A 20458-nucleotide genomic window follows, 5' to 3' on the forward strand; every position below is an offset into this window, starting at 1 on the left:
TTGAAACGCAGGGGGGCGGCGCTTACTGGCCGCTGAGCATGAATTCCGCGCAGCGCTCGGCGATCATCACCACCGGCGCGTTGGTGTTGCCGGAGACGATGGCGGGCATCACCGAGGCGTCGCAGACGCGCAGGCCGGCCACGCCCTTGACGCGCAGCCTCGGGTCCACCACCGCGTCGGCGTCGGCGCCCATGCGGCAGGTGCCGGCCGGGTGGTAGACGGTCTTGGCGAACTGGCGGATGTGTTGTTCCAGCAGCGCGTCGTCGGCGTCTTCGGCCGGCGAGGGCAGCAGTTCTTCGGCGATCAGCCGGCGCATGGACGGCGCCCGCAGGACGCGGCGCGCCAGCTTGACGCCGCGCAGCAGGCCGGCGAGGTCGTCGGCCTCGCGCAGGGCACCGCTGTCGAAGCGCAGCGGCGCGGCCGGGTCGGCGGAGGCCAGCGCGACGCTGCCGCGCGACTTGGGGCGCAGCAGGCAGGGATTGATGGAAATGCCGTGGCCGGGCAAGGGCTCGCGGTCGACGTCGCCCACCAGGGTGGGCAGCACGTGGAACTGGATGTCCGGCCGGCCGCCGCCGGCGGTGTCGACGAAAGCGCCGGACTCCACCACGTTGGAGCTCAGCAAGCCGGTGCGGAACAGCTGCCATTGCAGGCCGTGGCGCAGCGCGGCCAGGCCGCGGTCCTGGCCCAGCAGGCTGATGGGCGCGCGGGCGCGGCCGTAGACCGACACTTCCAGATGGTCCTGGTAGTTGGCGCCCACTTGCGGCGCGTCGCGCAGCACGGCGACGCCGTGTTCGCGCAGCTGCGCCGCCGGGCCGATGCCGGACAGCATCAGCAGCTTGGGGCTGGACAGCGCGCCGGCGCAGAGCACGATTTCCGCCGCGGCGCGCGCGCGCTGGACGCCGCCGGCGTCGCGCCATTCCACCTGACAGGCGCGGCCGCCGTCGAACCCGATTTTTTGCACATAGCAGCCGGTGCGCAGGTCCAGCTTGGGGTCTTGGCGGACCGCGGCCAGATAGGTGGCGGCGGTGCTGCCGCGCTGTCCGTCGAAGGTGGTGGTGTGGTAGAAGCCGACGCCGGCCTGTTCGCGGCCGTTGAAGTCGTCGTTGTAGGCCAGGCCGGCTTCCTGCGCGCCCTGGACGAAGGCCAGGCTCAGCGGATGGTGGTAGCGGGCGTCGCTGACTTTCAGCGGCCCGTCCACGCCGTGGTAGGGCTCGGACAAGCGCATATGGCTTTCCGCCTTTTTGAAGGCGGGCAGCACTTGCGACCATTCCCAGCCCGCGCAGCCCAGGGCGGCCCAGTCGTCGTAGTCGGCGGCCTGGCCGCGGATATAGACCATGGCGTTGACCGAGCTGCCGCCGCCCAGGGTGCGGCCCTGCGGGACGAAGATGCGTCTGCCGGCGGCTTCCGGCTGCGGTTCGCTGCGGTAGGTGACGGTGCGTTCGCTGCCCAGCACCTTGATGAAGGCGGCCGGCATGCGGATGTAGGGGTTGTCGTCCGGCGGGCCGTCTTCCAGCAGCAGCACGCGCTTGCCGGCCTGGATCAGCCTGTGGGTCAGCACGCAGCCGGCGGAGCCGGCTCCGATCAGGATGTAGTCGTAGTCGCGCATGGCGTCTCCCTTGTGGTCGCGCCGCCCTTGGACTGTTTGAGGATGGGCGGTTGCTCCAGCATAGGGCGGCCGCGCGCGGCGGCCTTGACCCGGCGCGCCCCGGACCTTGACCGCCGCGGACGCGGCGAGGGGAGGCGGGCTCAGCCCTGGCGGATCAGCGCGCGCAGCACGCGCTTGCAGGCGGCCAGATCCTGTTCGTCCAGGCCGGACTGAATCTCCCGTTGCTGCTGGCCGGCGATGCGCCACAGCGTGGCGGCCTGCTCGCGGCCGGCCTCGCTGAGGCGGCAGCCGGCGGTGTCGCGGCTCAGCAGGCCCTTGCGGCGCAGCTCGGCCTCGGCCAGTTCTATCGCCTCCGGCGGCATCGCCGTCTCGCGTTGCAGCGCGCAGGCATCCTGTTCCGCTTGCTGTTCCAGCACCAGCAGCAGCCGCGCTTCGCCGCCGCTCAGCCCGGTGGCGAGCTGGCGCGGCCGGTAGCTGGCCTGGTAGGCCTGCAGCGCCTGGGTCAGCAGATAGAGCAGATTGTCGCCCAGCCAGCCGGGCAGCGGTTCCGCGGCGGCGGCCGGGCGCGCGCGCGGCAGCGCGGCGGCGTACACGCCCTGGTGGTAGAGCAGCGGCGCGGCGCCGCAGTCGTCGAAGGTTTCGACCAGGCCGAGCAGAATCCAGTGGTCGCCGCCGTCCAGCTTTTGATGCAGGCGGCAATGGAAGCGGGCGGCGCAGCCGTCCAGCAAGGGCGCGCCGCCAAGGCCGGTTTCCGGCGTCAGGCCGGCGAATTTGTCGGCGCCGGCGCGGGCGAAGCGGTTGGACAGCTCGATCTGGTCGGCGGCCAGCACGTGGACGACGAAGTGGCCGGCCCGTTCGAACACAGCGTTGCTGGCGGAGCGTTTGTCCAGGCTCCACAGCACCAGCGGCGGGTCCAGCGAGACGGAGTTGAAGCTGTTGGCGGTGACGCCGGCGCGTTCGCCGTCCGGCGCGGTCGCGGTGACGACGGTGACGCCGGTGGCGAAGTTGCCGAGCGCGCGGCGCAGCGCGCGCGCGTCGTGGGCAGGGGCGGGTGCGTTCATGGCGTGTCCTCGGGGCCGTCCGGCGCGGGGCCGGCGCGGCGCGGGTGGGAGGGGCTAATGTCGGTAGAGCCTGTTCGCGATTTCGCGGGCTGGAACGGGGCAGGGCGAAAACCACTGGGACAGCGGCTTTGCTCATACGGCGCATGAACGTTTCGAAGCGGCGTTCACCCTGTCGGGCCTCCGGGAAGATCGTAAACGGCTCGTCTAGACCATGGCGGGGTCCGGCTCCAGCCCCAGCAGCGAACGGCCCAGGATCTGGGCGCAGACGTCGTAGTCGGTGTAGGCGTGGGCGCCGGTCATGTGCGAGTCGCGGAACAGCCGCTGCGCCTCGTTTTCCAGCCGCCAGCAATTGCCGCCCATGGATTCGAACAAGCGGTCCACCGCCTGGATGCACATTTTCACCGCGTAAGCCTGATTGGTGCGCCAGAAAGCCAGCGTTTCCGCCGTGGGATAGCGTTTGGCCGCGCCGTGCTCGGCGTGCTCGCGCCAGCTGGCTTCCAGCAAGGCGCGCGCGGCCAGCACTTGGTGGGTGGATTCGGCCAGCCGCATATAGGCGGGCAGCGCCGCGCCCACCTGGGCGCCGGTATAGGCGCGGATGCGGTTGCGGCTGCGCTCCTTGAACACTTGCAGCATGCGCTCGGCCACGCCCAGGCTGATGGCGGCGAAGCCGCTGGCGAAGTAGGGCCGGTAGGGCGCGTAGAAGATCTTGCTGTCCGGGTACAGGCCGAAGCCGGCGGAGCGGCCTTCCATCATGTCCTTGGCCGCTTCGATCCGGTGTTCCGGCACGAAGACCTTGTCCACCAGCAGGGTCTTGGTGCCGCTGCCCTGCATGCCGGCGGCGCGCCAGTCGTCGCGGATTTGGTAATCGGCGCGCGGCACCACGCCGAAGCAGTATTGCGGCTCGCCGTCCGGGCCGGGGCGGCGGAAGCCCAGGATCGCCCATTCGGCGTGGTCGCAGCCGCTGCTCCAGCCCATTTCTCCGCTGAGCAGCACGCCGCCGTCCGCGGCCTCGGCCCGGCCCAGCGGCGCGATGCTGCTGCTGGCGGTGGCGTCCGGCGCGCCGCCCCAGACTTCCTCTTGCAGCCGGGCGGAGAACAGCGCGATCTGATGGCTGTGGGTGGCCAGCAGGCTGGCGGCCCAGGCGGTGCTGGCGCAGGCGCCGGCCAGCGCCGCCACGCAATCGGCGAATTCGGGCAGGCTGATTTCCAGGCCGCCGTAGGGCCTGGGCTGAAAGGCGCGATGAAAGCCCACGCTTTTCAAGAGGGCGATGTTTTCCGCCGGCACGGTGCGTTCGCGTTCCGCCCGCTCCGCGTTGGCGGCGATGGCGGGCAGGATGGGAAGCAGGGTTTCCAGCAAGGGGTTGGGGTGGCGCATGGAGGTCTCCTTTGTGCTTGATGGCGCTGAAGCGGCCCGCCTTTGGCGGCGGGCGTTTCAATAATGAATACATTCAGCGAATTTGCATTATGGATAGCGACACCACGCACTGGAATGCATCTTCCAAGCTGTCTTAGGTACTTTTCATGGCGCTTCAGCATGAACGGCGGCGACGACGGGCCGGCGCCAGCGTATCGGCGAGGCGGCTTGCTCGGCCTCGTGCTCCGGCCCCAGCGGAATGTCGCGGCGGTCGCGCAGCAAGAGCGCGGAGGCGAGGCCGATCAGCGTCATGCCGCTCAGATAGGCGGTCACCGCGGCGGTGGAGCCGGTCTGGGCGATCAGGGCCTTGGCGATCATCGGCGCGAAGGCGCCGCCGAGGATGGCGCCCAGCGCATAGGAAATGGAGACGCCGGAGAATCGCACCGAGGCGGGGAAGAGCTCGGCGTAGAACGCGGATTGCGCGCCGTACGTCAGGCCGGTGCCCACCGACAGCAGGCACAGCGCCAGCAGCACCGCCGGCAGGCTGGCGCTATTGATCAGCGGGAACAGCGTCAGCACGCCGGCCAGCTGCACGCCGAAGCCGATCAGGTAGACGCGGCGGCGGCCGATATGGTCCGACCAGACGCCGGCCAGCCAGGTGAAGGCCATCCAGCAGGCGGAGGCGAAGGCGACGGCGAGCAGCACCGGGGTGCGCTCCATGCGCAGCGCGCCGGCGGGGTCGGTGGTGTAGTTCTGGATGAAGCCGCCGGTGGTCATGTAACCGACGGCGCTGTTGCCGGCGAAGAGCAGCGCGGCCAGCAGCACCAGCGGTGCGTGGCGGCGGAACAGGTCCAGCACTGGGGTGCGCGATCCGGCCTTGCGCGCCTTGATCTCCTCGAAGACCGGGCTTTCCTCCACCGAGCGGCGCACCCATTGGCCGATGAACAGCAGTACGACGCTAAGCAGGAAGGGCACGCGCCAGCCCCATTCCAGGAAGGCGTCGCCGGGGGAGACCACGCCGCTCATCAGCGCGAACACGCCGGAGGCCAGCAGCAGGCCCAGCGGCACGCCTATCTGCGGGAAGGCGCCGTAGCGGCCGCGCTGGCCGCGCGGCGCGTGCTCCACCGCCATCAGCACCGCGCCGCCCCATTCGCCGCCGGCGGAAATGCCTTGCAGCACGCGCAGCAGGATCAGGGCCAGCGGCGCCAGCAGGCCGGCGGATTCATAAGTGGGCAACAGGCCGATCAGCGCGGTGGAGGCGCCCATCAGCACCAGGGTCAGCACCAGCATCGCGCGCCGGCCCAGGCGGTCGCCGTAGTGGCCGGCGAGAAAGGCGCCCAGCGGCCGAAACAGAAAGCTGACGCCGACGGAGGCGAAGGCGATCAGGGTGGCGAAGCGGTCGCCGGCCGGAGCGAAGAACAGTTTGTTGAACACCAGGCCGGCGGCGCTGGCGTAGATGAAGAAGTCGTACCATTCGATGGCGGTGCCGATCACGGTGGCGTAGGCGACTTTGCGCGCGTGGGCGCTTGCGGCGGCGGGGGTGTGGCTCATCTTGCGTTCTCCTCGGGGGTGGGGCCGGGATCGGCTCCGGGCGGCGCCTTGTTCTTGTGTGGTCGCCGCGGGTCAGTCAGTAGGCGGATGGCGTCGGCGGCCGGCCGGGCGCTTCGTCGCGAAAGGCCGCCGCCAGCGCTTCGGCGCGGCGCGCCAGCAAGGTGGTGTCGACGCCGACGGCGACGAAGCCCGCGCCCAGCGCCAACAGCCGGCGCGCTTCGGCCTCGTCGGCCATCAGGATGCCGGCGGCCTTGCCCTGGGCGTGGATGCGGCGGATGGCGTCGTCCATCGCCGCGCGCACTTCAGGGTGGTCGGGCCGGCCCGGATGGCCCATGTCGGCGGCCAGGTCGGCCGGGCCGATGAAGACGCCGTCCACGCCGTCGGTGGCGGCGATGGCGTCCAGTGCCGCCAGGGCCTGGCGGGTTTCCACTTGGACCAGCACGCAGATTTCGCTGTCGGCCCGCGTCAGATAGTCCGGCACGCGGTTCCAGCGCGAGGCGCGCGCCAGCGCGCTGCCCACGCCGCGGACGCCGCGCGGCGGATAGCGGGTGGCGGCCACCGCCCGCGCCGCCTCGTCGGCGGTTTGCACCATGGGCAACATCAGCGTTTGCGCGCCGATGTCCAGCAACTGCTTGATGCGCACCGGGTCGTTGCTGGCGGCGCGCACAATGGGGTGGCAGGGGTAGGGGGCGATGGCCTGCAGTTGCAGCAGCACGTCGTTCAGTTCATTGGGCGCGTGTTCGCCGTCTATCAACAACCAGTCGAAACCGGCGCCGGCCAGCAGTTCGGCGCTATAGGGGCTGGCCAGGCCCAGCCACAGGCCGATCTGGCTGCGGCCGTCCCGCAGCGCGGCTTTGAATGGGTTGGCGGGGAGTTGCATGGCGGTTCCTCGAGCGGGTTCAGACGAAGCGGCAGCTGATCGCGCCCAGCGGGCCGTAGTCGACATGGAAGGTGTCGCCGGCGCGCGCCGGCACCGGCCGGGTGAAGGAGCCGGCCAGAATCACCTGGCCGGCCTTGAGTTCGACGTCGAAGGGCGAGAGCTTGTTGGCCAGCCAGGCCACGCCGTTGGCCGGGTGGTTGAGCACCGCGGCGGCGACGCCGGATTCCTCGATCACGCCGTTGCGGTACATCAGCGCCGCCACCCAGCGCAGGTCCAGCTCGCGCGGGCGGATCGGGCGGCCGCCCAGCACCACGCCGGCGTTGGCGGCGTTGTCGGCGATGGTGTCGAACACCTTGCGCGGCCGCTGGCTGTCCGGGTCGATGGACTGGCTGCGCGCGTCTATGATTTCCAGCGCCGGAATCACGTATTCGGTGGCGTCATAGACGTCGAATAGCGTGGCGCCGGGGCCGGACAGCGGCCGGCCGAGGATGAAGGCCAGCTCCACTTCCACTCGTGGCACGATGAAGCGCGACACCGGGATGTCGGCGCCGTCGCGGAAGAACATATCGTCCAGCAGCGCGCCGTAGTCGGGTTCGTCTATCTGCGAGGACATCTGCATCGCGCGCGAGGTCAGGCCTATCTTGTGGCCCTTGAGCTTGCGGCCTTCTGCCAGCTTGATGTCCACCCAGCAGCGCTGGATGGCGTAGGCGTCCTCGATGGTGATTTCGGGATGGTCCAGCGAGATCTGGCGGATCTGCCGGCGTTCGCTTTCGGCGTCGTGCAGGCGGCGCGCAATGCCGCGGATCTGGTCTTGGCTCAGCATGCGGGCTCCTCAGGAGGGCTGGCGGAAACGTTGGTGCACATTGTTGTGCTTGAAGTTGAGCGTGGCGGACAACTCGGTCAGTTCGAAGCTGAGCGCCAGGTAGCGCTGGGCGAACAGCGGCTCAAAGTGACGCTGGATCAGCGCGAATACTTGTTCGGCGGTGGCGCGGCGCTCGGCCTCGCTGCGCCCGCTGCCGATCTGCAAGCGGCAGTGGACGAAGGCGTAGTCGGCCTCGCCGTCGGCCATGCGCCAGGTGTCCAGCCAGTGGGCGCGGCTGCGGATGCCGGCCAGCGGAAACAGGCCGCTGGCGGCCAGGCAGTCGTGCACCTGGCGGAATAGTTCCGGCAGGTCGGCCTGCTCGCGCAGATTGTCGGTGCATTCAGCGATGAAGTGCGGCATGGCGCTCTCCTTGCGGTTCCACCGGCAGCACCACATTGATCTGGCCAGTGCCGGAGCTGCCGAAGTAGGGAGTGATGATTTCGGCGCGGCCACGGTAGCTATCCCAGCCCAGCGCCCCCAACAGCATCGCGGTGTCGTGCATGAAGCCCTCGCCGTGACACTTCTCGGCGTACTCGGGCAGCATGTCGCAGAAGGTTTTCCAGTCGCCGTTCCGCCACATTTCCACCACTTCCTGGTCCATGCTTTCCAGGAAGGGGCTCCAGGCCTTGTGCAGGTATTGGTCGGCGGTGCCGTTCTGGGCGAAGCGGTGCGACAGCGAGCCGCTGGCGAAGAAGGCGACGCGGCCGTCGTAATCGCGCTCCACCGCTTCGCGCATCGCCGCGCCCAGCCGCGCGCTGTCGGCCAGGTTGTGCACCGTGCACAGCGCGGCCACCGACACCACTTTGAAATGCTGGTCGGTGTTCATATAGCGCATCGGCACCAGGGTGCCGTACTCCAGCGCCAGCGTGGTGGCGTCGTGGGCGCGGGTATGCACGCCGGCCGCGGTGGCCGCCTCGGCCAGCAACTTGCCCAGCGCGGGGTTGCCCGGATAGGCGTAGGGCATGTTCTTGATGAAGTGCGGCAACTCGTTGCTGGTGTACACGCCTTCGAAGGCCGGCGCGCAGTTGACGTGGTAGCCGGAGTTGACCAGCCAGTGGGTGTCGAACACCACGATGGTGTCCACGCCCAGTTCGCGGCAGCGACGGCTGATTTCCTTGTGGCCGTCTATGGCGGCCTGGCGGCAGCCTTGATGCGGGCCGGGCAGTTCCGACAGATACATGGATGGCACATGCGTGATCTTGGCCGCCAGGGCTAGGGTTCCCATTGCGTTCTCCTCGGTGCGACTGGGCCGCGGGGCCGGCGCAGTCTTGCTGCTTGGATCGGTGTCGCGCCGGGGCCGGCCGTCTGCGCGGCCTGGGCCCCGGCGGCGCCTCAGGCTTGTTCCACGCCCCAGCGCGGGATGAAATGGCCGCCCATGGAGACGCAGACGTTTTTCACCTCGGCGAAGGCTTCAAAGCTGTATTCGCCGCCCTCGCGGCCCACGCCGGAGGCCTTGACGCCGCCGAAGGGCTGGCGCAGATCGCGGACGTTCTGGCTGTTGACGAAGACCATGCCGGCCTCAATGCCGCGCGCCAGCCGGTGGGCCTTGCCGATGTCCTGGGTCCAGATGTAGGAGGCCAGGCCGTAATCGACGTCGTTGGCCAGGCGCAGCGCCTCGGCCTCGTCGCTGAAGCGCAGCAGGCAAGCCACCGGGCCGAAGATTTCCTCCTGGGCGATGCGCATGCGGTTGTCGACATCGGCGAAGACGGTGGGGCGGATGAAGTGGCCGGAGGCCAGCGACTCGGGCAGGCCGGCCGGACGTTCCAGGCCGCCGGCCACCAGCCGCGCGCCTTCTTCCAGGCCGATGCGGATATAGCCGGTGACCTTGTCGTAATGCTGGCGGGTGATCATCGAACCCACCTGGGTGGCGGGGTTCTGCGGATCGCCGACGATCAATCGCTGGGCGCGGGCGGCGAATTCCGCGACGAAGCGATCGTAGATGCCGTTTTGCACGAAGATGCGGCTGCCGGCGGTGCAGCGTTCGCCGTTGAGGGAGAAGATGGTGAACAGCGCGGCGTCCAGCGCGCGATCGAAGTCGGCGTCGTCGAACACCAGCACCGGCGATTTGCCGCCCAGCTCCATCGAGTACTTCTTCAGCCCGGCGTTCTGCATGATGCGCCGCCCGGTGGCGGTGCCGCCGGTGAAGGACACCGCGCGCACGTCCGGATGGCTGACCAGAGCCTCGCCGGCGCTGGCGCCGTAGCCCTGCACCACGTTGAACACGCCGGGCGGAATGCCGGCCTCCAGCGCCAGCCGGCCCAGTTCGTTGGCGGTCAGCGGCGACAGCTCGGACATCTTCAGCACCGCGGTATTGCCCAGCGCCAGGCAGGGCGCGGTCTTCCAGGTGGCGGTCATGAAGGGCACGTTCCACGGCGACACCAGCGCGCACACGCCCACCGGCTGGTACAGCGTGTAGTTGAGCATCTGCTCGTCCACCGGGTAGCTGTGGCCGTTCATCCGGGTGCAGACTTCGGCGAAAAAGTCGAAGTTGTGCGAGGCGCGCGGGATCAGCACATTGCGGGTCTGGTGGATGGGCAGGCCGGTGTCCAGGGTTTCCAGTTCCGCCAGCCGCGGCACATCGCGCTGGATCAATTCGCCCAGCCGGCGCATCAGCCGCGCGCGCTCCTTGGCCGGGGTGGCCGCCCACTTGGGAAAAGCCGCCTTGGCGGCGGCCACCGCCAGATTGATTTCCTCGACGCCGCCGGCCGCCACTTCGCCCAGCGCTTCGCCGGTGGCCGGGTTGTAGTTGACGAAGCTGTCTTGGCTGGCCACTTCGCGGCCGTCTATCCAGTGTTTGATCATGGGGTTTCCTTTTCCGCGTTCCGGCGCGCGAGCCAGTCCGCTTCGCTGATGATCTGGTTGAGCAGCCGTCCGACGCCTTCGACCTCTACGACGACTTCGTCGCCGGGGCGCACGTCGGACAGGCCTTGCGGGGTGCCGGTGGCGATCATGTCGCCCGCTTGCAGCGTCATGAAGGCGGACAGGTATTCGATCAGATGGGGGATGTCGAACACCATGTCGCGGGTATTGCCGCTTTGGACGCGGCGGCCGTTGACATAGGTGGCCAGCTCCAGGCTGTGCGGGTCCGCCACCTCGTCGCGGTCCACCAGCCACGGGCCTATCGGGGTCAGGCCGTCGCGGTTTTTCACCCGCAGATTGGGCCGGTAGTAGTTTTCCAGGTAGTCGCGCACCGCGTAGTCGTTGCACACGGTGTAGCCGGCGACGTAGTCCATCGCCTGGGCGCGCTTGACCTTGCGCGCGGTCTTGCCGATCACCGCCACCAGTTCGCACTCGTAATGCATATATTCAACATTGTCCGGACGCATCGAGCGTTGCCGGTGGCCGGTCAGCGTGGCCGGGGTCTTCAGGAACACCAGCGGTTCGCTGGGCGGCTTGAAATCCAGTTCGGCGGCGTGATCGGCGTAGTTGAGGCCCAGCGCGAACAGCGTGCCCTGGCAGGGCGGCAGCCATTCCGCCTCGGTTTCGTCCAGGCGGCGGCCGTCCGGCAGCAAGAGCGCGCCGTCGGCGTCGGCCTGCGCGCGCCAGGTTCGGCCCTGATAACGGATGCGGGCGTGTCTCATTGCATGTCCTCCTCGGCCGCGACGATGTTTTCCAGGCGGCCTATGCCGTCTATCTCCACTGCCACGGCGTCGCCCGGCCGCAGCCGCGCGCCGCGCGGCGGCGTGGCCACGATCAGCAGGTCGCCGGCGTAGAGGGTGAGGAACTGGCTGACGTCGGCGATCAACTGGGCGACGCCGCGCAGCCAGTCGGCGCTGTCGTTGGTTTCGGCCAGCGCGCCGTTGACGTAGGTGCGCACCTGCACCCGTTGCGGGTCGATCGCGTCGGGGCCGGCCTCCGGGCCGACGGGGCAGAAGCCGTCGCGGCATTTGGCCTGGATCGCCGGGCGGTAGAAGCTGGTTTCCGCCAGGCTGACCTCGTTGACCACCGCGTAGCTGCCGACATGGGACAGCGCGTCGGCCGCGCTGACGCGGCAGGCGTCGCGGCCGATGCGCACGCCCAGCGCGCCGCCGGCGTAGACGGCATCCGCGTCGGCGGGAAAGGGGATGGGCGCGCCGGCGACGCTGACGGTGTTGCGCGGTTTGACGAACAAGACCGGCGCTTGCGGCGGGCGCTGATAGGGCGCTTGTTCGAACTCCGCGGCCAGCGCCGCCTGCAGACGACGGTGGTTGAGCGCCGCGCCGTAGATGGCCGCCGGCCGCTCCGTCGCGGCGTCTAGGACCAGACTCATGCTTAACTCCTTGTTATTGAATGAATCGCCGTTGTTCAAATATTCATTAACATGTTAAAGTTTATAACGATGACGGCGGCCCGCTGTCAATGTTTATCCATGCTGCGTTGCGGGTAATATCGTCAAAAGCCGCGTTTGCGCGGCGGCGGCCCGGGCCGCCGATCCGGCGCGAAAGCCTGAGCGGCGGCCTTTTGGCGAGAGCGGAGGGCGAGGGCGGCCGACTATGGCGAAAATGTCACAAGGGAGGGGCGGCGATGAGCAGAATCCCGCGCGGTCTGGGCGCGCGCATACCCAATATCGACATCGGCAAGGCTTACGACAGCCCCTACGAGTCCGTCGACATCCATTGCGAATCCTTTGGCCGGCTGGCGGCCTTCTTCGGCCGCAATATGCCGGTGCATAGGCACGACCGCTTTTTGCAATTGCACTATCTCGCCAGCGGCGACATCCGTCTGCAACTGGAGGAAGACCATTACCAGGCGCGCGCCCCGCTCTTGTTCCTGACCCCGCCGACGGTGCCGCACGCCTTCATCACCGGGCCGGAGGCCGACGGCCATGTGCTGACCTTGCGCCAGGAGCTGGCGCGCGGCTGGCTGGCGGAGGCGGGGCCGGACGCCTTGAGCGCGCCGTTCTGCGTGGAGCTGGCCGAGGTGCCGGCGGAATGGGCCGATATGGCGCGGCGCCTGCCCGAGCGGCTGGCGCAGTTGCAGCGGGAGAGCGAGGCGCCGGCGCCGGGCGCGGAGCTGGCGCGGCAAGCCCTGGCCCAGCTGGTGCTGGTGGACGTGCTGCGGCTGTCCGGCCTGCCGGGACCGCGCCGCGGGCCGCGGCGCGACGAGTGGCGGCTCTACCATCGCTTCAACGGCTTGATAGAAGCGCATTACCGCGAACACTGGAGCCTGGACCGCTACGCGGCCGAGCTGGGGGTCAGCGAGGCGCGGCTCAACGATGTGTGCCGCCGGCTGGCGGACCTGCCGTCCAAGCGGCTGGCGCACGATAGGCTGTTGCAGGAGGCCAAGCGTCTGCTGATCTACTCCGCCGCCTCGGTGCACGCCATCGCCTACGATTTGGGCTTCAAGGACCCGGCCTATTTTTCCCGTTTCTTCCAGCGCATGGCCGGGCGCTCGCCCAGCGACTACCGCGCGCGCCGTCAGGCCTGAGCCCGCGTCTAGTTGGCTGGATCGTTGACCGGCTCCAGTCCGCGCGCGCCGGGAGGCGCGCCCAGATGGGCCAGGGCCCGGCCGCGGGTGTGTGATGGGGCCTCGCCGAACAGCTTGCGGTAATCGGCGGCGAAATGGCCCAGGTGGTAAAAGCCCCAGGCGCCGGCGGCGTCGCGCACGCCGTGGCCGGGCCGCGCCGGGTTCAGCAGCATCCGGCGCACCGCGTTCAGACGGATGGAGCGCAGATAATCGACCGGCGTGGTGTCCGCCACCAGTTGAAAGCTGTTTTGCAGCGTGCGGCGGCTGACGCGCAGCCGGCTGCACAACTCCAGCACCGTCACCGGCTCGTCCGGCTTGGCCAGCGCCAGCGCCTGGCTGCGCCTGACGATGTCGCAATGGGTGGCGAAGGTCAGGTTGCCGCGGCGCTCGCCCAGCGCGCCGTCCGCCAAGGCGTCTTGCAGCAGGCTGAGCAACTGGTGCTGGATCACTTTCTGGTTGCCGGCGTAGGACAGCAGCGCCGGGTCCAATAAAGCCTGTTCGAACACGCCATTCAGCAGCGCGCGCAGCGCCGCCAGCGCCGCCGGCCGGGCCGGGAACACCGGCGTTTTGCCGCGGGCCTCGCGCAGCGGGCGGCACAGCGCGGGCGTCAGTTCGGCCAGATCCTCGTAAGGCACCGACACCTGGACGGAATCCGCGCCCGGCGGCAGATGGAGGACGAAGTCCTCGCCGCCGCGCAGCGCCATCAGGGCGTCGTCGGGCACGGCGACGCCCTGCAGGCTCAGCGGCGACGGCGCGCGGATGGGCAGCGCGAAATGGATCATGCCGCCGGGCGCGCGGCCTTGCTGCACCACGCGCTGGTTGAAGCTTTCGCGAAAAATATCCAGGCGCGCGGTGCGCACCCGGCTCAAGGTGCTGCGGAAGCGGCCGCCGCTGATCTGGCTGTACAGCTGCTCCCAGCCGGGCAGGGCCTCGGCGTGCAGGTGGGCGTCGTCAAAGCAACGGGCTGCGGCAATCATCTGCTTTCTCCGGTGGGTGGGGATGGAGTCCGCCTGTTCTCGGTCCATTCTCTGGATCTCAAAATGATTAATATGTTATTTAAATCGAAATGTCCAGCGCTCTTTGCGTCGCTTAAGCATTGTTTTTACTGAATGTTTCCATCTGGCGACATGCTGCGCCGCAACGAGAAGGGCCGGGTCGCGCTTTGCCGATTTGGGATCAGCCGCGGCGGCGGCGCTGGGTATATTGGGCCATCGCCGGCCGCGCCTACGCGGCGGCAAGCTTGATCGAAAAGGAGACGAGGATGGATCAAAACCTGGTGCCGGTGCTGGATTCGGTGCGGGCCTTTCTGGAACGGGAGCACGGGCTGTGGATAGACGGCAAGCCGCGGGCGGCTTTGTCCGGCCGGCGCAAGGACGTGCGCAATCCGGCCAGCGGCGCGGTGATCGCCAGCGTGGCGGACGGCGAGGCCGCCGATGTGGACGCGGCGGTGGGCAGCGCGCGACGCGCCTTCGAATCCGGCGTCTGGTCCGGCCTGCGGCCGGCCGAGCGCGAACGCGTATTGCTGAGGCTGGCGGATGTGCTGGAAGCGCACGCCGAGGAGCTGGCGCAGCTGGAAACGCTGAACCAGGGCAAGTCCATCCATCTGGCGCGGGCCATCGAGGTGGGCGGCTCCATCGAATACGTGCGCTATATGGCGGGCTGGGCCACCAAGATCACCGGCGAAACCCTGGACGTGTCGATTCCGGCGCCGCCGGGCGCGCGCTTCACCGCCTTCACCCGACGCGAGCCGGTGGGCGTGGCCGCCGGCATCGCGCCGTGGAACTTCCCTTTGATGATCGCCTTGTGGAAAACGGTGCCGGCCTTGGCGGCCGGCTGCACGGCGGTGTTGAAGCCGGCCAGCGAGACGCCGCTGAGCGCCTTGCGCCTGGCGGAGCTGGCGCTGGAGGCCGGGGTGCCGCCGGGCGTGTTCAATGTGGTGACCGGGCGCGGCGAGGCGGCGGGCCGCGCGCTGGCCGGGCATCCGCTGATCGGCAAGGTCAGCTTCACCGGCTCCACCGAGGTGGGCAAGGCCGTCGGCCACGCCGCGCTGGACAATATGACCCGGCTGGCGCTGGAGCTGGGCGGCAAGAACCCGATGCTGGTGCTGGGCGACGCCGACATCGACCAGGCGGTGCGGGGCGCTTTGCTGGGCGGCTTTCTCAATCAGGGCCAGGTCTGCGCCGCCGCCTCGCGGCTGTACGTGCACCGCAGCAAGTTCAATCTGTTCGCCGAGGCGTTGTCCGCCGCCGTGGCCGGCATGCGGCTGGGGCCGGGCATGGATCTGGACGCCCAGGTCAACCCGCTGGTGTCGCAGCGGCGTCAGCAGGCGGTGTGCCGGCTGATTGAGCGCGGCCGCGCCGCCGGCGCCCGCGTGCTGACGGGCGGCGGCGCCGCCGACTTGCCCGGCTATTTCGTGCAGCCCACGGTGATGGCGGACCTGGCGCCGGACAATCCGGTGGCGCGCGAGGAAGTCTTCGGCCCGGTGCTGGCGCTGATGCCCTTCGACGAGGTGGACGAGGCGGTGGCGCTGGCCAACGACACGCGCTACGGCCTGGCCGCCAGCGTGTGGACCAATGATTTGTCGGCGGCGCTGGACATCGTGCCGCGTTTGCAGGCCGGCACGGTCTGGGTCAACAGCCATATACCGCTGGACCCGGGCATGCCCTTCGGCGGCTACAAGGAATCCGGCCTCGGCCGCGAGTTCGGCAAGGGTGCGGTGGAGAGTTTCACCGAGATCAAATCGGTCTGCATCGCCCATTGAGCGCGGACGCGCTTCCACTTTGATTCAGGAGAAAGACATGTCCTACGACAAGGCCCGTTTCTGGCATCCCATGCTGCATCCCAACGCAATGAAAGAGCGGACGCCCATCCGCATCGTGCGCGGCGACGGCTGCCATGTGTTCGACGACCAGGGCGTCAAGCTGGTGGACGGCGTGGCCGGGCTGTGGAACGTCAACGTCGGCCACAACCGCGCCGAAATCAAGCAGGCCATCGCCCGGCAGCTGGACGAGCTGGAGTATTTCCAGCTTTTCGACGGCATCTCCCATCCGCGGGCGGAGGAGTTGTCCGCGCTGCTGATCGACATGCTGCGGCCGGAAGACATGGCGCGGGTAGTGTTCAGCTCCGGCGGCTCGGACGCGGTGGAAACCGCGCTCAAGCTGGCGCGCCAATACTGGCGGCTCAAGGGCCAGCCGGACCGGGTCAAATTCATCTCCTTGAAGCAGGGCTATCACGGCACCCACTTTGGCGGCGGCTCGGTCAACGGCAACACGGTGTTCCGCCGCAATTACGAACCGCTGCTGCCCGGCTGCTTCCATGTGGAAACCCCGTGGCCCTACCGCAACCCCTTCACCGACGACCCTGAGGAGCTGGCCGAAATCTGCGCGCGGATGCTGGAGCGCGAAATCCTGTTCCAGAGCCCGGACACGGTGGCGGCCTTCATCGCCGAGCCGATACAGGGCGCCGGCGGCGTCATCGTGCCGCCGGCCAGCTATTGGCCGCGGGTGCGCGAGGTGTGCGACCGCCACGGCGTGCTGCTGATCGCCGACGAGGTGGTCACCGGCTTCGGCCGCTCCGGCTCCATGTTCGGCAGCCGGCTGTGGGGGGTGAAGCCGGACATGATGTGCCTGGCCAAGGGCATCTCCTCCGGCTATCTGCCGCTGGGCGCCACCGTGGTCAATCAGCGCGTGGCGGACGCCTTCGCCGCCAACGGCGATTTCGGCGGCGTCATCATGCACGGCTACACCTACGCCGGCCACCCGGTGGCCTGCGCCGCCGCCCTCGCCAATCTGCGCATCGTGCAGGAGGAAGACCTGCCGGCCCGCGCGGCGGAAACGGGCGACTACCTGCTGCGGCGGCTGCTGCCGCTGGCCGAGCGTTATCCGGCGGTGGGCGAGGTGCGCGGCAAGGGCCTGATGCTGGCCCTGGACCTGGTCAAGGACAAGGCCAGCCGGGAGCCGATAGACCCGCAAAGCGGCTACGCCGACAAGGTGGCGGAGATCGCGCGCCGGGCCGGCGCGCTGGTGCGGCCGGTGGGCAGCAAGATCATTCTGTCGCCGCCGCTGGTGTTGCAGCGCGAGCACGCCGATGTGATCGCGTCGGCCTTGGAAGCCGGGCTGGCCGAGGCCTGAACGGCCCGGCCCGAACGGGGAGCAGCCGGCCGCGCCGGCACGCCGCCAGGAAGACAGAGAGCGGCGGCCGGCGCGACGGCGGATGGAGAGGGAGGAGAACCATGTCTGTAAGCGAACGTTTGAGCCGCAGCCTGAGCCGCGGCGTGGTGGGCTTTCCGGTGGCGCTGGCCAGCTCGGTGGGCGTGGTGATGGCCAGCCCGGTGATACTGACCGCCACCAGCGGCTTCGGCATGGCCGGCGGCACTTTCGCCTTGGCGATGCTGATCGCCTATCTGATGATGCAGGCGCAGGCCACCACTTTCGCCGAAGCGGCGGCGATGCTGCCGACTTCCGGCGCGGTGTACGACTACATCAGCGCCGGCCTGGGCCGCGGCCTGGCCATCGCCGGCACCTTGTCGGCCTATCTATTGGTGCATGTGTTCGCCGGCACCGCCGAGACCATACTGTCCGGCATCATGGCGCTGGTGAATTTCGACCATCTCAACACCATGCTGGAAAAGAGCGGCAGCGCCTGGATGGTGGGCGTGGGCCTGGTCATCGTTTTCGGCGCGCTCAACGCGCTGGGCGTGACCCTGTTCGGCAAGGCCGAGGTGGCGCTGACCTTCGGCATGTGGGCGACGCTGACCGTCTTCGGCGTGGCCGGCCTGCTGCGCGCGCCGGCGGTGGATCTGGGCGGCTGGTTCGGCGCGCCGCTGCGTCTGGACGATCCGGGCCTGCTGCTCAGCCTGGTGGGCATGGCGATGTTCATGTTCGTCGGCGCGGAACTGGTGACGCCGCTGGCGCCGGAGCTGCGCGATTCCGGCCGCGCCATTCCGCGGGCTTTGAAGATGGGGCTCAGCGGCGTGGCCGTCACCATGCTGCTGTACGGTGCGGCCATGGTGAGGCAGGTGGCCAATACGCCGCTGGACCCGGCCCATGCGGACGGCCCGCGGCTGCTGGACACGCCGATGGCGCTGCCGGCCTTCGCCGAGCGGGTGATGGGGCCCTTCGGCAAGATCTGGCTGGGCATCGGCCTGCTGCTGGCCGGCGCGGCGACGATCAACACCCTGATGGCGGCGCTGCCGCGCATCCTGTACGGCATGGCCCAGGACGGCGCCTTGCCGCGCTGCTTCGCCTATCTGCATCCGCGTTTCAACACGCCGTGGTGCGGCATCGCGGCGGCGGTGCTCATCCCCTGTGTCCACGCCTGGTTGATCCAGGGCGATCTGGACCGCATCATGCCCCTGGTGCTGGCGGCGGTCTGTTCCTGGGGCGTGGCCTATCTGCTGGTGACGCTGTCCGTGGTGCGGCTGAGGCTGACGCGGCCGGATTTCCCGCGCGCCTACCGCTCGCCGTGGTTTCCGCTGCCGCAGATAGGCTCCGCGCTGGGCATCGTGCTGGCGATCTGTTTCATCACCCCGCCCGGCATGCAGGCGCGCGACATCTACGTGCCCTTCGGCTGGATGTTGGGGCTGACCCTGCTGTATGCGCTGCTGTGGACCTTGCTGGTGCAAAAGGTCAACCCGTTCCGGCCGGTGCCGCTGGAGCAGATTCTGAACGCGCAGCCTTTGGACGAGGACGAGGTCTTGCGGCGGGAGCTGGAACGTGTGGCCGCGGCTGGTTGAGGCCTGGCGCAGGCCGGGCGGCTATCGTCCGGGCGCGACGCTGGCGCGGCTGAGCCTGGACTGGCCGGAGCTGGATTGCCAGGCCGAAGAGGAGGCGGAGCGGCGTTTTCGCTTTCCGCACGGGGAGTGGAGCTTTTCGGCGCGGGAGCGGGTGGAAGCGGGCTGGCTGGCCTATATGGTGGCTTGCGAGTTCCGGCTGACGGTGCCGGGCGCGCCGGGCCGCGCGCGCATCCGCCTGCGTCACGGCGGCTTCTGGCGCCGTAGCGGCATCGTCGTCGACTTGCTGGACGGAGACGCCGCGGCGCTGGCGCCGTTGCTGGAGCGCCTGCGCTCGGACGCGGATCTGCGCACCGCCTTGTCGCCGCTGGACTTCAAGCGCTGCGAGCTGCTGGGCGGCCGGGACGGCTGGCAGGTGTGCCTGGAGCCTTACGGCGCCAGCGAGGTGGCCTGCCGTCTGCCGCCATTGCGGCGCTACATCGGCCTGCGCGGGGTGCAGGGCCTGGCGGTGCTGGCCAGTCTGGCCGCCTGCCGCCGCGCCTTGCTGGCGGCGGAGGCGGGGCGGGGCTAGGTCTGGCGGGCGGTCCGCTCTTGAACAGGTTCTAAGACGGCGCGGGCAGGCTTTCCAGCTCATCCAGCAAGGCGAGCAAGGCTTGCAGTTTGGCCTGGGAAAAATGGGCTTCGATCTGGCGGTAACAGTCGTTGGACAGCGGAATGATGCGCTGGGTCAGCGTCTTGGCGCGCTGCGTCGGCGTGACGATCAAGCGACGGTTGTCCGCTTGGGCGCGGTGGCGGTAAACCAGATCGTCCCTTTCCATGCGCGCCAGGATGCCGCTGAGGCTGGGCGGGTGGATGCCGGCGCGCTGGGCGATCTCGCCGGCTTCCATGTTTCCGCGTTCCGCCAGCAGGCGCAGGACGCGCCATTGCTGTTCCGACAGGCCGTGACGGCTCAGCACCGGACGGAAGTAGGACATCACCGCTTCGCGCGCGCGCAGCAGGCGTTGCGGCAGTTGGTATTGGTAGGGACGCTGCGTAGGGTCCATGGCGGCTCCTTGGTTTAAAGTCGCGGGAGGGTAAGGGGGGGGCGGCCTGTTTACTTTAAATGAATATATTAACATAATGCCGTCGGGTTTAGACGGCGAACGACAAGGAGGCTGAGATGTCTTTGCGCGATAAAACCATAGTGATCACCGGCGCGGGCTCCGGCATCGGCGCCGCTTGCGCGCGGCGCTTCGCCGCCGAAGGCGCGCGGCTGGCCCTGGTGGGACGGCGGGCCGGCCCCTTGCTGGCGCTGGCGGAGGAAACCGGCGGTCTGGCCTTGGCCGGCGACGCCGCCGACGCCGCGGCCTGGGAGGATTTCCTGGCGCGCATCCGCGCGCGCTGGGGCAGGGTGGACGGCTTGGCCGCCTGCGCCGGCGGCCTGGGCATGGGCGCGGCGCTGGACACCGACGACGCGGCCTGGCGCGCCGCGATGCGCGCCAATCTGGACACCGCCTTCGTCAGCGCCCGCGCCTGCCTGCCGGACCTGATCCGGCAGGGCGGCAGCATGGTGTTGCTGGCGTCCATCGCCGGTCTGGCGGCCGGGCCTGCGGCCTGCGGCTATGTGACGGCCAAGCACGCCTTGCTGGGCCTGGCCCGGTCGCTGGCGCGCGACTACGGGCCGGCGGTGCGGGTCAACGCGCTGTGTCCGGGCTGGGTGCGCACGCCGATGGCGGACGAGGAGATGCTGCCGCTGATGGCGGCTTATGGCGAGGACCTGGACGCCGCCTACCGGCGCGTCACCGCCGATGTGCCGTTGCGGCGGCCGGCGACGCCGGAGGACATCGCCGCGGTCTGCCGTTTCCTCTTGTCCGACGAGGCGGCCATGGTCAGCGGCGCCTGCCTGGCGGCGGACGGCGGCGCGACGGCGGTGGATGTGCCGACGCTGGCGTACTCCCGGCTGGAGCGGGACTGAAGCCCGGCGCGCGTC

The 20458-nt window shown here is 69.3% G+C and carries 19 protein-coding genes; 6 read left to right on the top strand and 13 right to left on the bottom strand.

Annotation, left to right across the window (positions count from 1 at the left end; translation table 11 throughout):
• Positions 1–22: 22 nt before the first annotated feature.
• The 11 genes from QUG03_RS12345 to QUG03_RS12395 form a co-directional block, all read right to left on the bottom strand.
• Positions 23–1606 carry a GMC family oxidoreductase gene (locus tag QUG03_RS12345; protein ID WP_500820113.1) on the bottom strand — a complete coding sequence of 528 codons (1584 nt, stop codon included), beginning with the start codon at positions 1604–1606 and terminating at the stop codon, positions 23–25.
• Positions 1607–1746: 140 nt separating this feature from the next.
• Complete coding sequence (locus tag QUG03_RS12350; protein ID WP_500820114.1) at positions 1747–2667, bottom strand: p-hydroxyphenylacetate 3-hydroxylase reductase component; 921 nt, start codon at positions 2665–2667, stop codon at positions 1747–1749.
• 204 nt (positions 2668–2871) lie between these two features.
• Positions 2872–4041: a p-hydroxyphenylacetate 3-hydroxylase oxygenase component gene (locus QUG03_RS12355; protein WP_107798694.1), complete on the bottom strand. Its 1170-nt coding sequence runs from the start codon at positions 4039–4041 to the stop codon at positions 2872–2874.
• Between the two features lie 144 nt (positions 4042–4185).
• Positions 4186–5571 (bottom strand): MFS transporter, encoded by a 1386-nt coding sequence (locus QUG03_RS12360; protein WP_107798695.1) that lies wholly within the window; start codon positions 5569–5571, stop codon positions 4186–4188.
• Positions 5572–5647: 76 nt separating this feature from the next.
• A complete protein-coding gene (hpaI, locus tag QUG03_RS12365; protein ID WP_500820115.1) occupies positions 5648–6451 on the bottom strand; it encodes a 4-hydroxy-2-oxoheptanedioate aldolase in 804 nt (267 codons plus the stop codon).
• A 19-nt stretch (positions 6452–6470) separates the two neighbouring features.
• Positions 6471–7274: a 2-oxo-hept-4-ene-1,7-dioate hydratase gene (hpaH, locus tag QUG03_RS12370; RefSeq protein ID WP_500820116.1), complete on the bottom strand. Its 804-nt coding sequence runs from the start codon at positions 7272–7274 to the stop codon at positions 6471–6473.
• 9 nt (positions 7275–7283) lie between these two features.
• Entirely contained in the window at positions 7284–7673 is a 390-nt protein-coding gene (locus tag QUG03_RS12375; RefSeq protein ID WP_500820117.1) for a 5-carboxymethyl-2-hydroxymuconate Delta-isomerase, read from the bottom strand.
• The gene (gene hpaD / locus QUG03_RS12380) at positions 7654–8538 is read right to left on the bottom strand and encodes a 3,4-dihydroxyphenylacetate 2,3-dioxygenase (protein WP_500820118.1); all 885 of its coding nucleotides are present in this window, start codon (positions 8536–8538) and stop codon (positions 7654–7656) included. The genes QUG03_RS12375 and hpaD overlap by 20 nt, the downstream gene beginning before the upstream one ends.
• Positions 8539–8645: 107 nt before the next feature.
• The gene (hpaE, locus tag QUG03_RS12385; protein ID WP_500820119.1) at positions 8646–10115 is read right to left on the bottom strand and encodes a 5-carboxymethyl-2-hydroxymuconate semialdehyde dehydrogenase; all 1470 of its coding nucleotides are present in this window, start codon (positions 10113–10115) and stop codon (positions 8646–8648) included.
• A complete protein-coding gene (locus tag QUG03_RS12390) occupies positions 10112–10894 on the bottom strand; it encodes a fumarylacetoacetate hydrolase family protein (RefSeq protein ID WP_500820120.1) in 783 nt (260 codons plus the stop codon). Before QUG03_RS12390 ends, hpaE begins: the two co-directional genes overlap by 4 nt.
• Positions 10891–11562 (bottom strand): fumarylacetoacetate hydrolase family protein, encoded by a 672-nt coding sequence (locus QUG03_RS12395; protein ID WP_500820121.1) that lies wholly within the window; start codon positions 11560–11562, stop codon positions 10891–10893. Before QUG03_RS12395 ends, QUG03_RS12390 begins: the two co-directional genes overlap by 4 nt.
• A 254-nt stretch (positions 11563–11816) precedes the next feature.
• Here QUG03_RS12395 and hpaA point away from each other — a divergent pair, with 254 nt between their 5' ends.
• Positions 11817–12719 carry a 4-hydroxyphenylacetate catabolism regulatory protein HpaA gene (hpaA, locus tag QUG03_RS12400; RefSeq protein WP_235087847.1) on the top strand — a complete coding sequence of 301 codons (903 nt, stop codon included), beginning with the start codon at positions 11817–11819 and terminating at the stop codon, positions 12717–12719.
• Between the two features lie 8 nt (positions 12720–12727).
• On the opposite strand, the gene QUG03_RS12405 is transcribed toward hpaA, so the two are convergent.
• Complete coding sequence (locus tag QUG03_RS12405) at positions 12728–13735, bottom strand: helix-turn-helix domain-containing protein (RefSeq protein WP_486635435.1); 1008 nt, start codon at positions 13733–13735, stop codon at positions 12728–12730.
• 284 nt (positions 13736–14019) lie between these two features.
• Here QUG03_RS12405 and QUG03_RS12410 point away from each other — a divergent pair, with 284 nt between their 5' ends.
• The 4 genes from QUG03_RS12410 to QUG03_RS12425 all read left to right on the top strand — a co-directional run bounded on the left by QUG03_RS12410 (position 14020) and on the right by QUG03_RS12425 (position 19060).
• Positions 14020–15519, top strand: coding sequence for an aldehyde dehydrogenase family protein (locus QUG03_RS12410; protein WP_107798705.1), 1500 nt, complete (start codon positions 14020–14022; stop codon positions 15517–15519).
• 37 nt (positions 15520–15556) lie between these two features.
• Entirely contained in the window at positions 15557–16888 is a 1332-nt protein-coding gene (locus tag QUG03_RS12415) for an aspartate aminotransferase family protein (protein ID WP_500820122.1), read from the top strand.
• Positions 16889–16989: 101 nt separating this feature from the next.
• The gene (locus QUG03_RS12420) at positions 16990–18492 is read left to right on the top strand and encodes an APC family permease (RefSeq protein WP_474453842.1); all 1503 of its coding nucleotides are present in this window, start codon (positions 16990–16992) and stop codon (positions 18490–18492) included.
• Positions 18473–19060: a DUF3156 family protein gene (locus QUG03_RS12425; RefSeq protein ID WP_474453840.1), complete on the top strand. Its 588-nt coding sequence runs from the start codon at positions 18473–18475 to the stop codon at positions 19058–19060. Before QUG03_RS12420 ends, QUG03_RS12425 begins: the two co-directional genes overlap by 20 nt.
• A gap of 31 nt (positions 19061–19091) precedes the next feature.
• On the opposite strand, the gene hpaR is transcribed toward QUG03_RS12425, so the two are convergent.
• A complete protein-coding gene (hpaR, locus tag QUG03_RS12430; RefSeq protein WP_253315220.1) occupies positions 19092–19532 on the bottom strand; it encodes a homoprotocatechuate degradation operon regulator HpaR in 441 nt (146 codons plus the stop codon).
• 116 nt (positions 19533–19648) lie between these two features.
• Here hpaR and QUG03_RS12435 point away from each other — a divergent pair, with 116 nt between their 5' ends.
• Positions 19649–20443, top strand: coding sequence for an SDR family NAD(P)-dependent oxidoreductase (locus QUG03_RS12435; protein WP_500820123.1), 795 nt, complete (start codon positions 19649–19651; stop codon positions 20441–20443).
• The last annotated feature ends 15 nt before the right edge of the window (positions 20444–20458 follow it).

It is taken from the genome of Chromobacterium sp. CCUG 30098 (assembly GCF_059916605.1).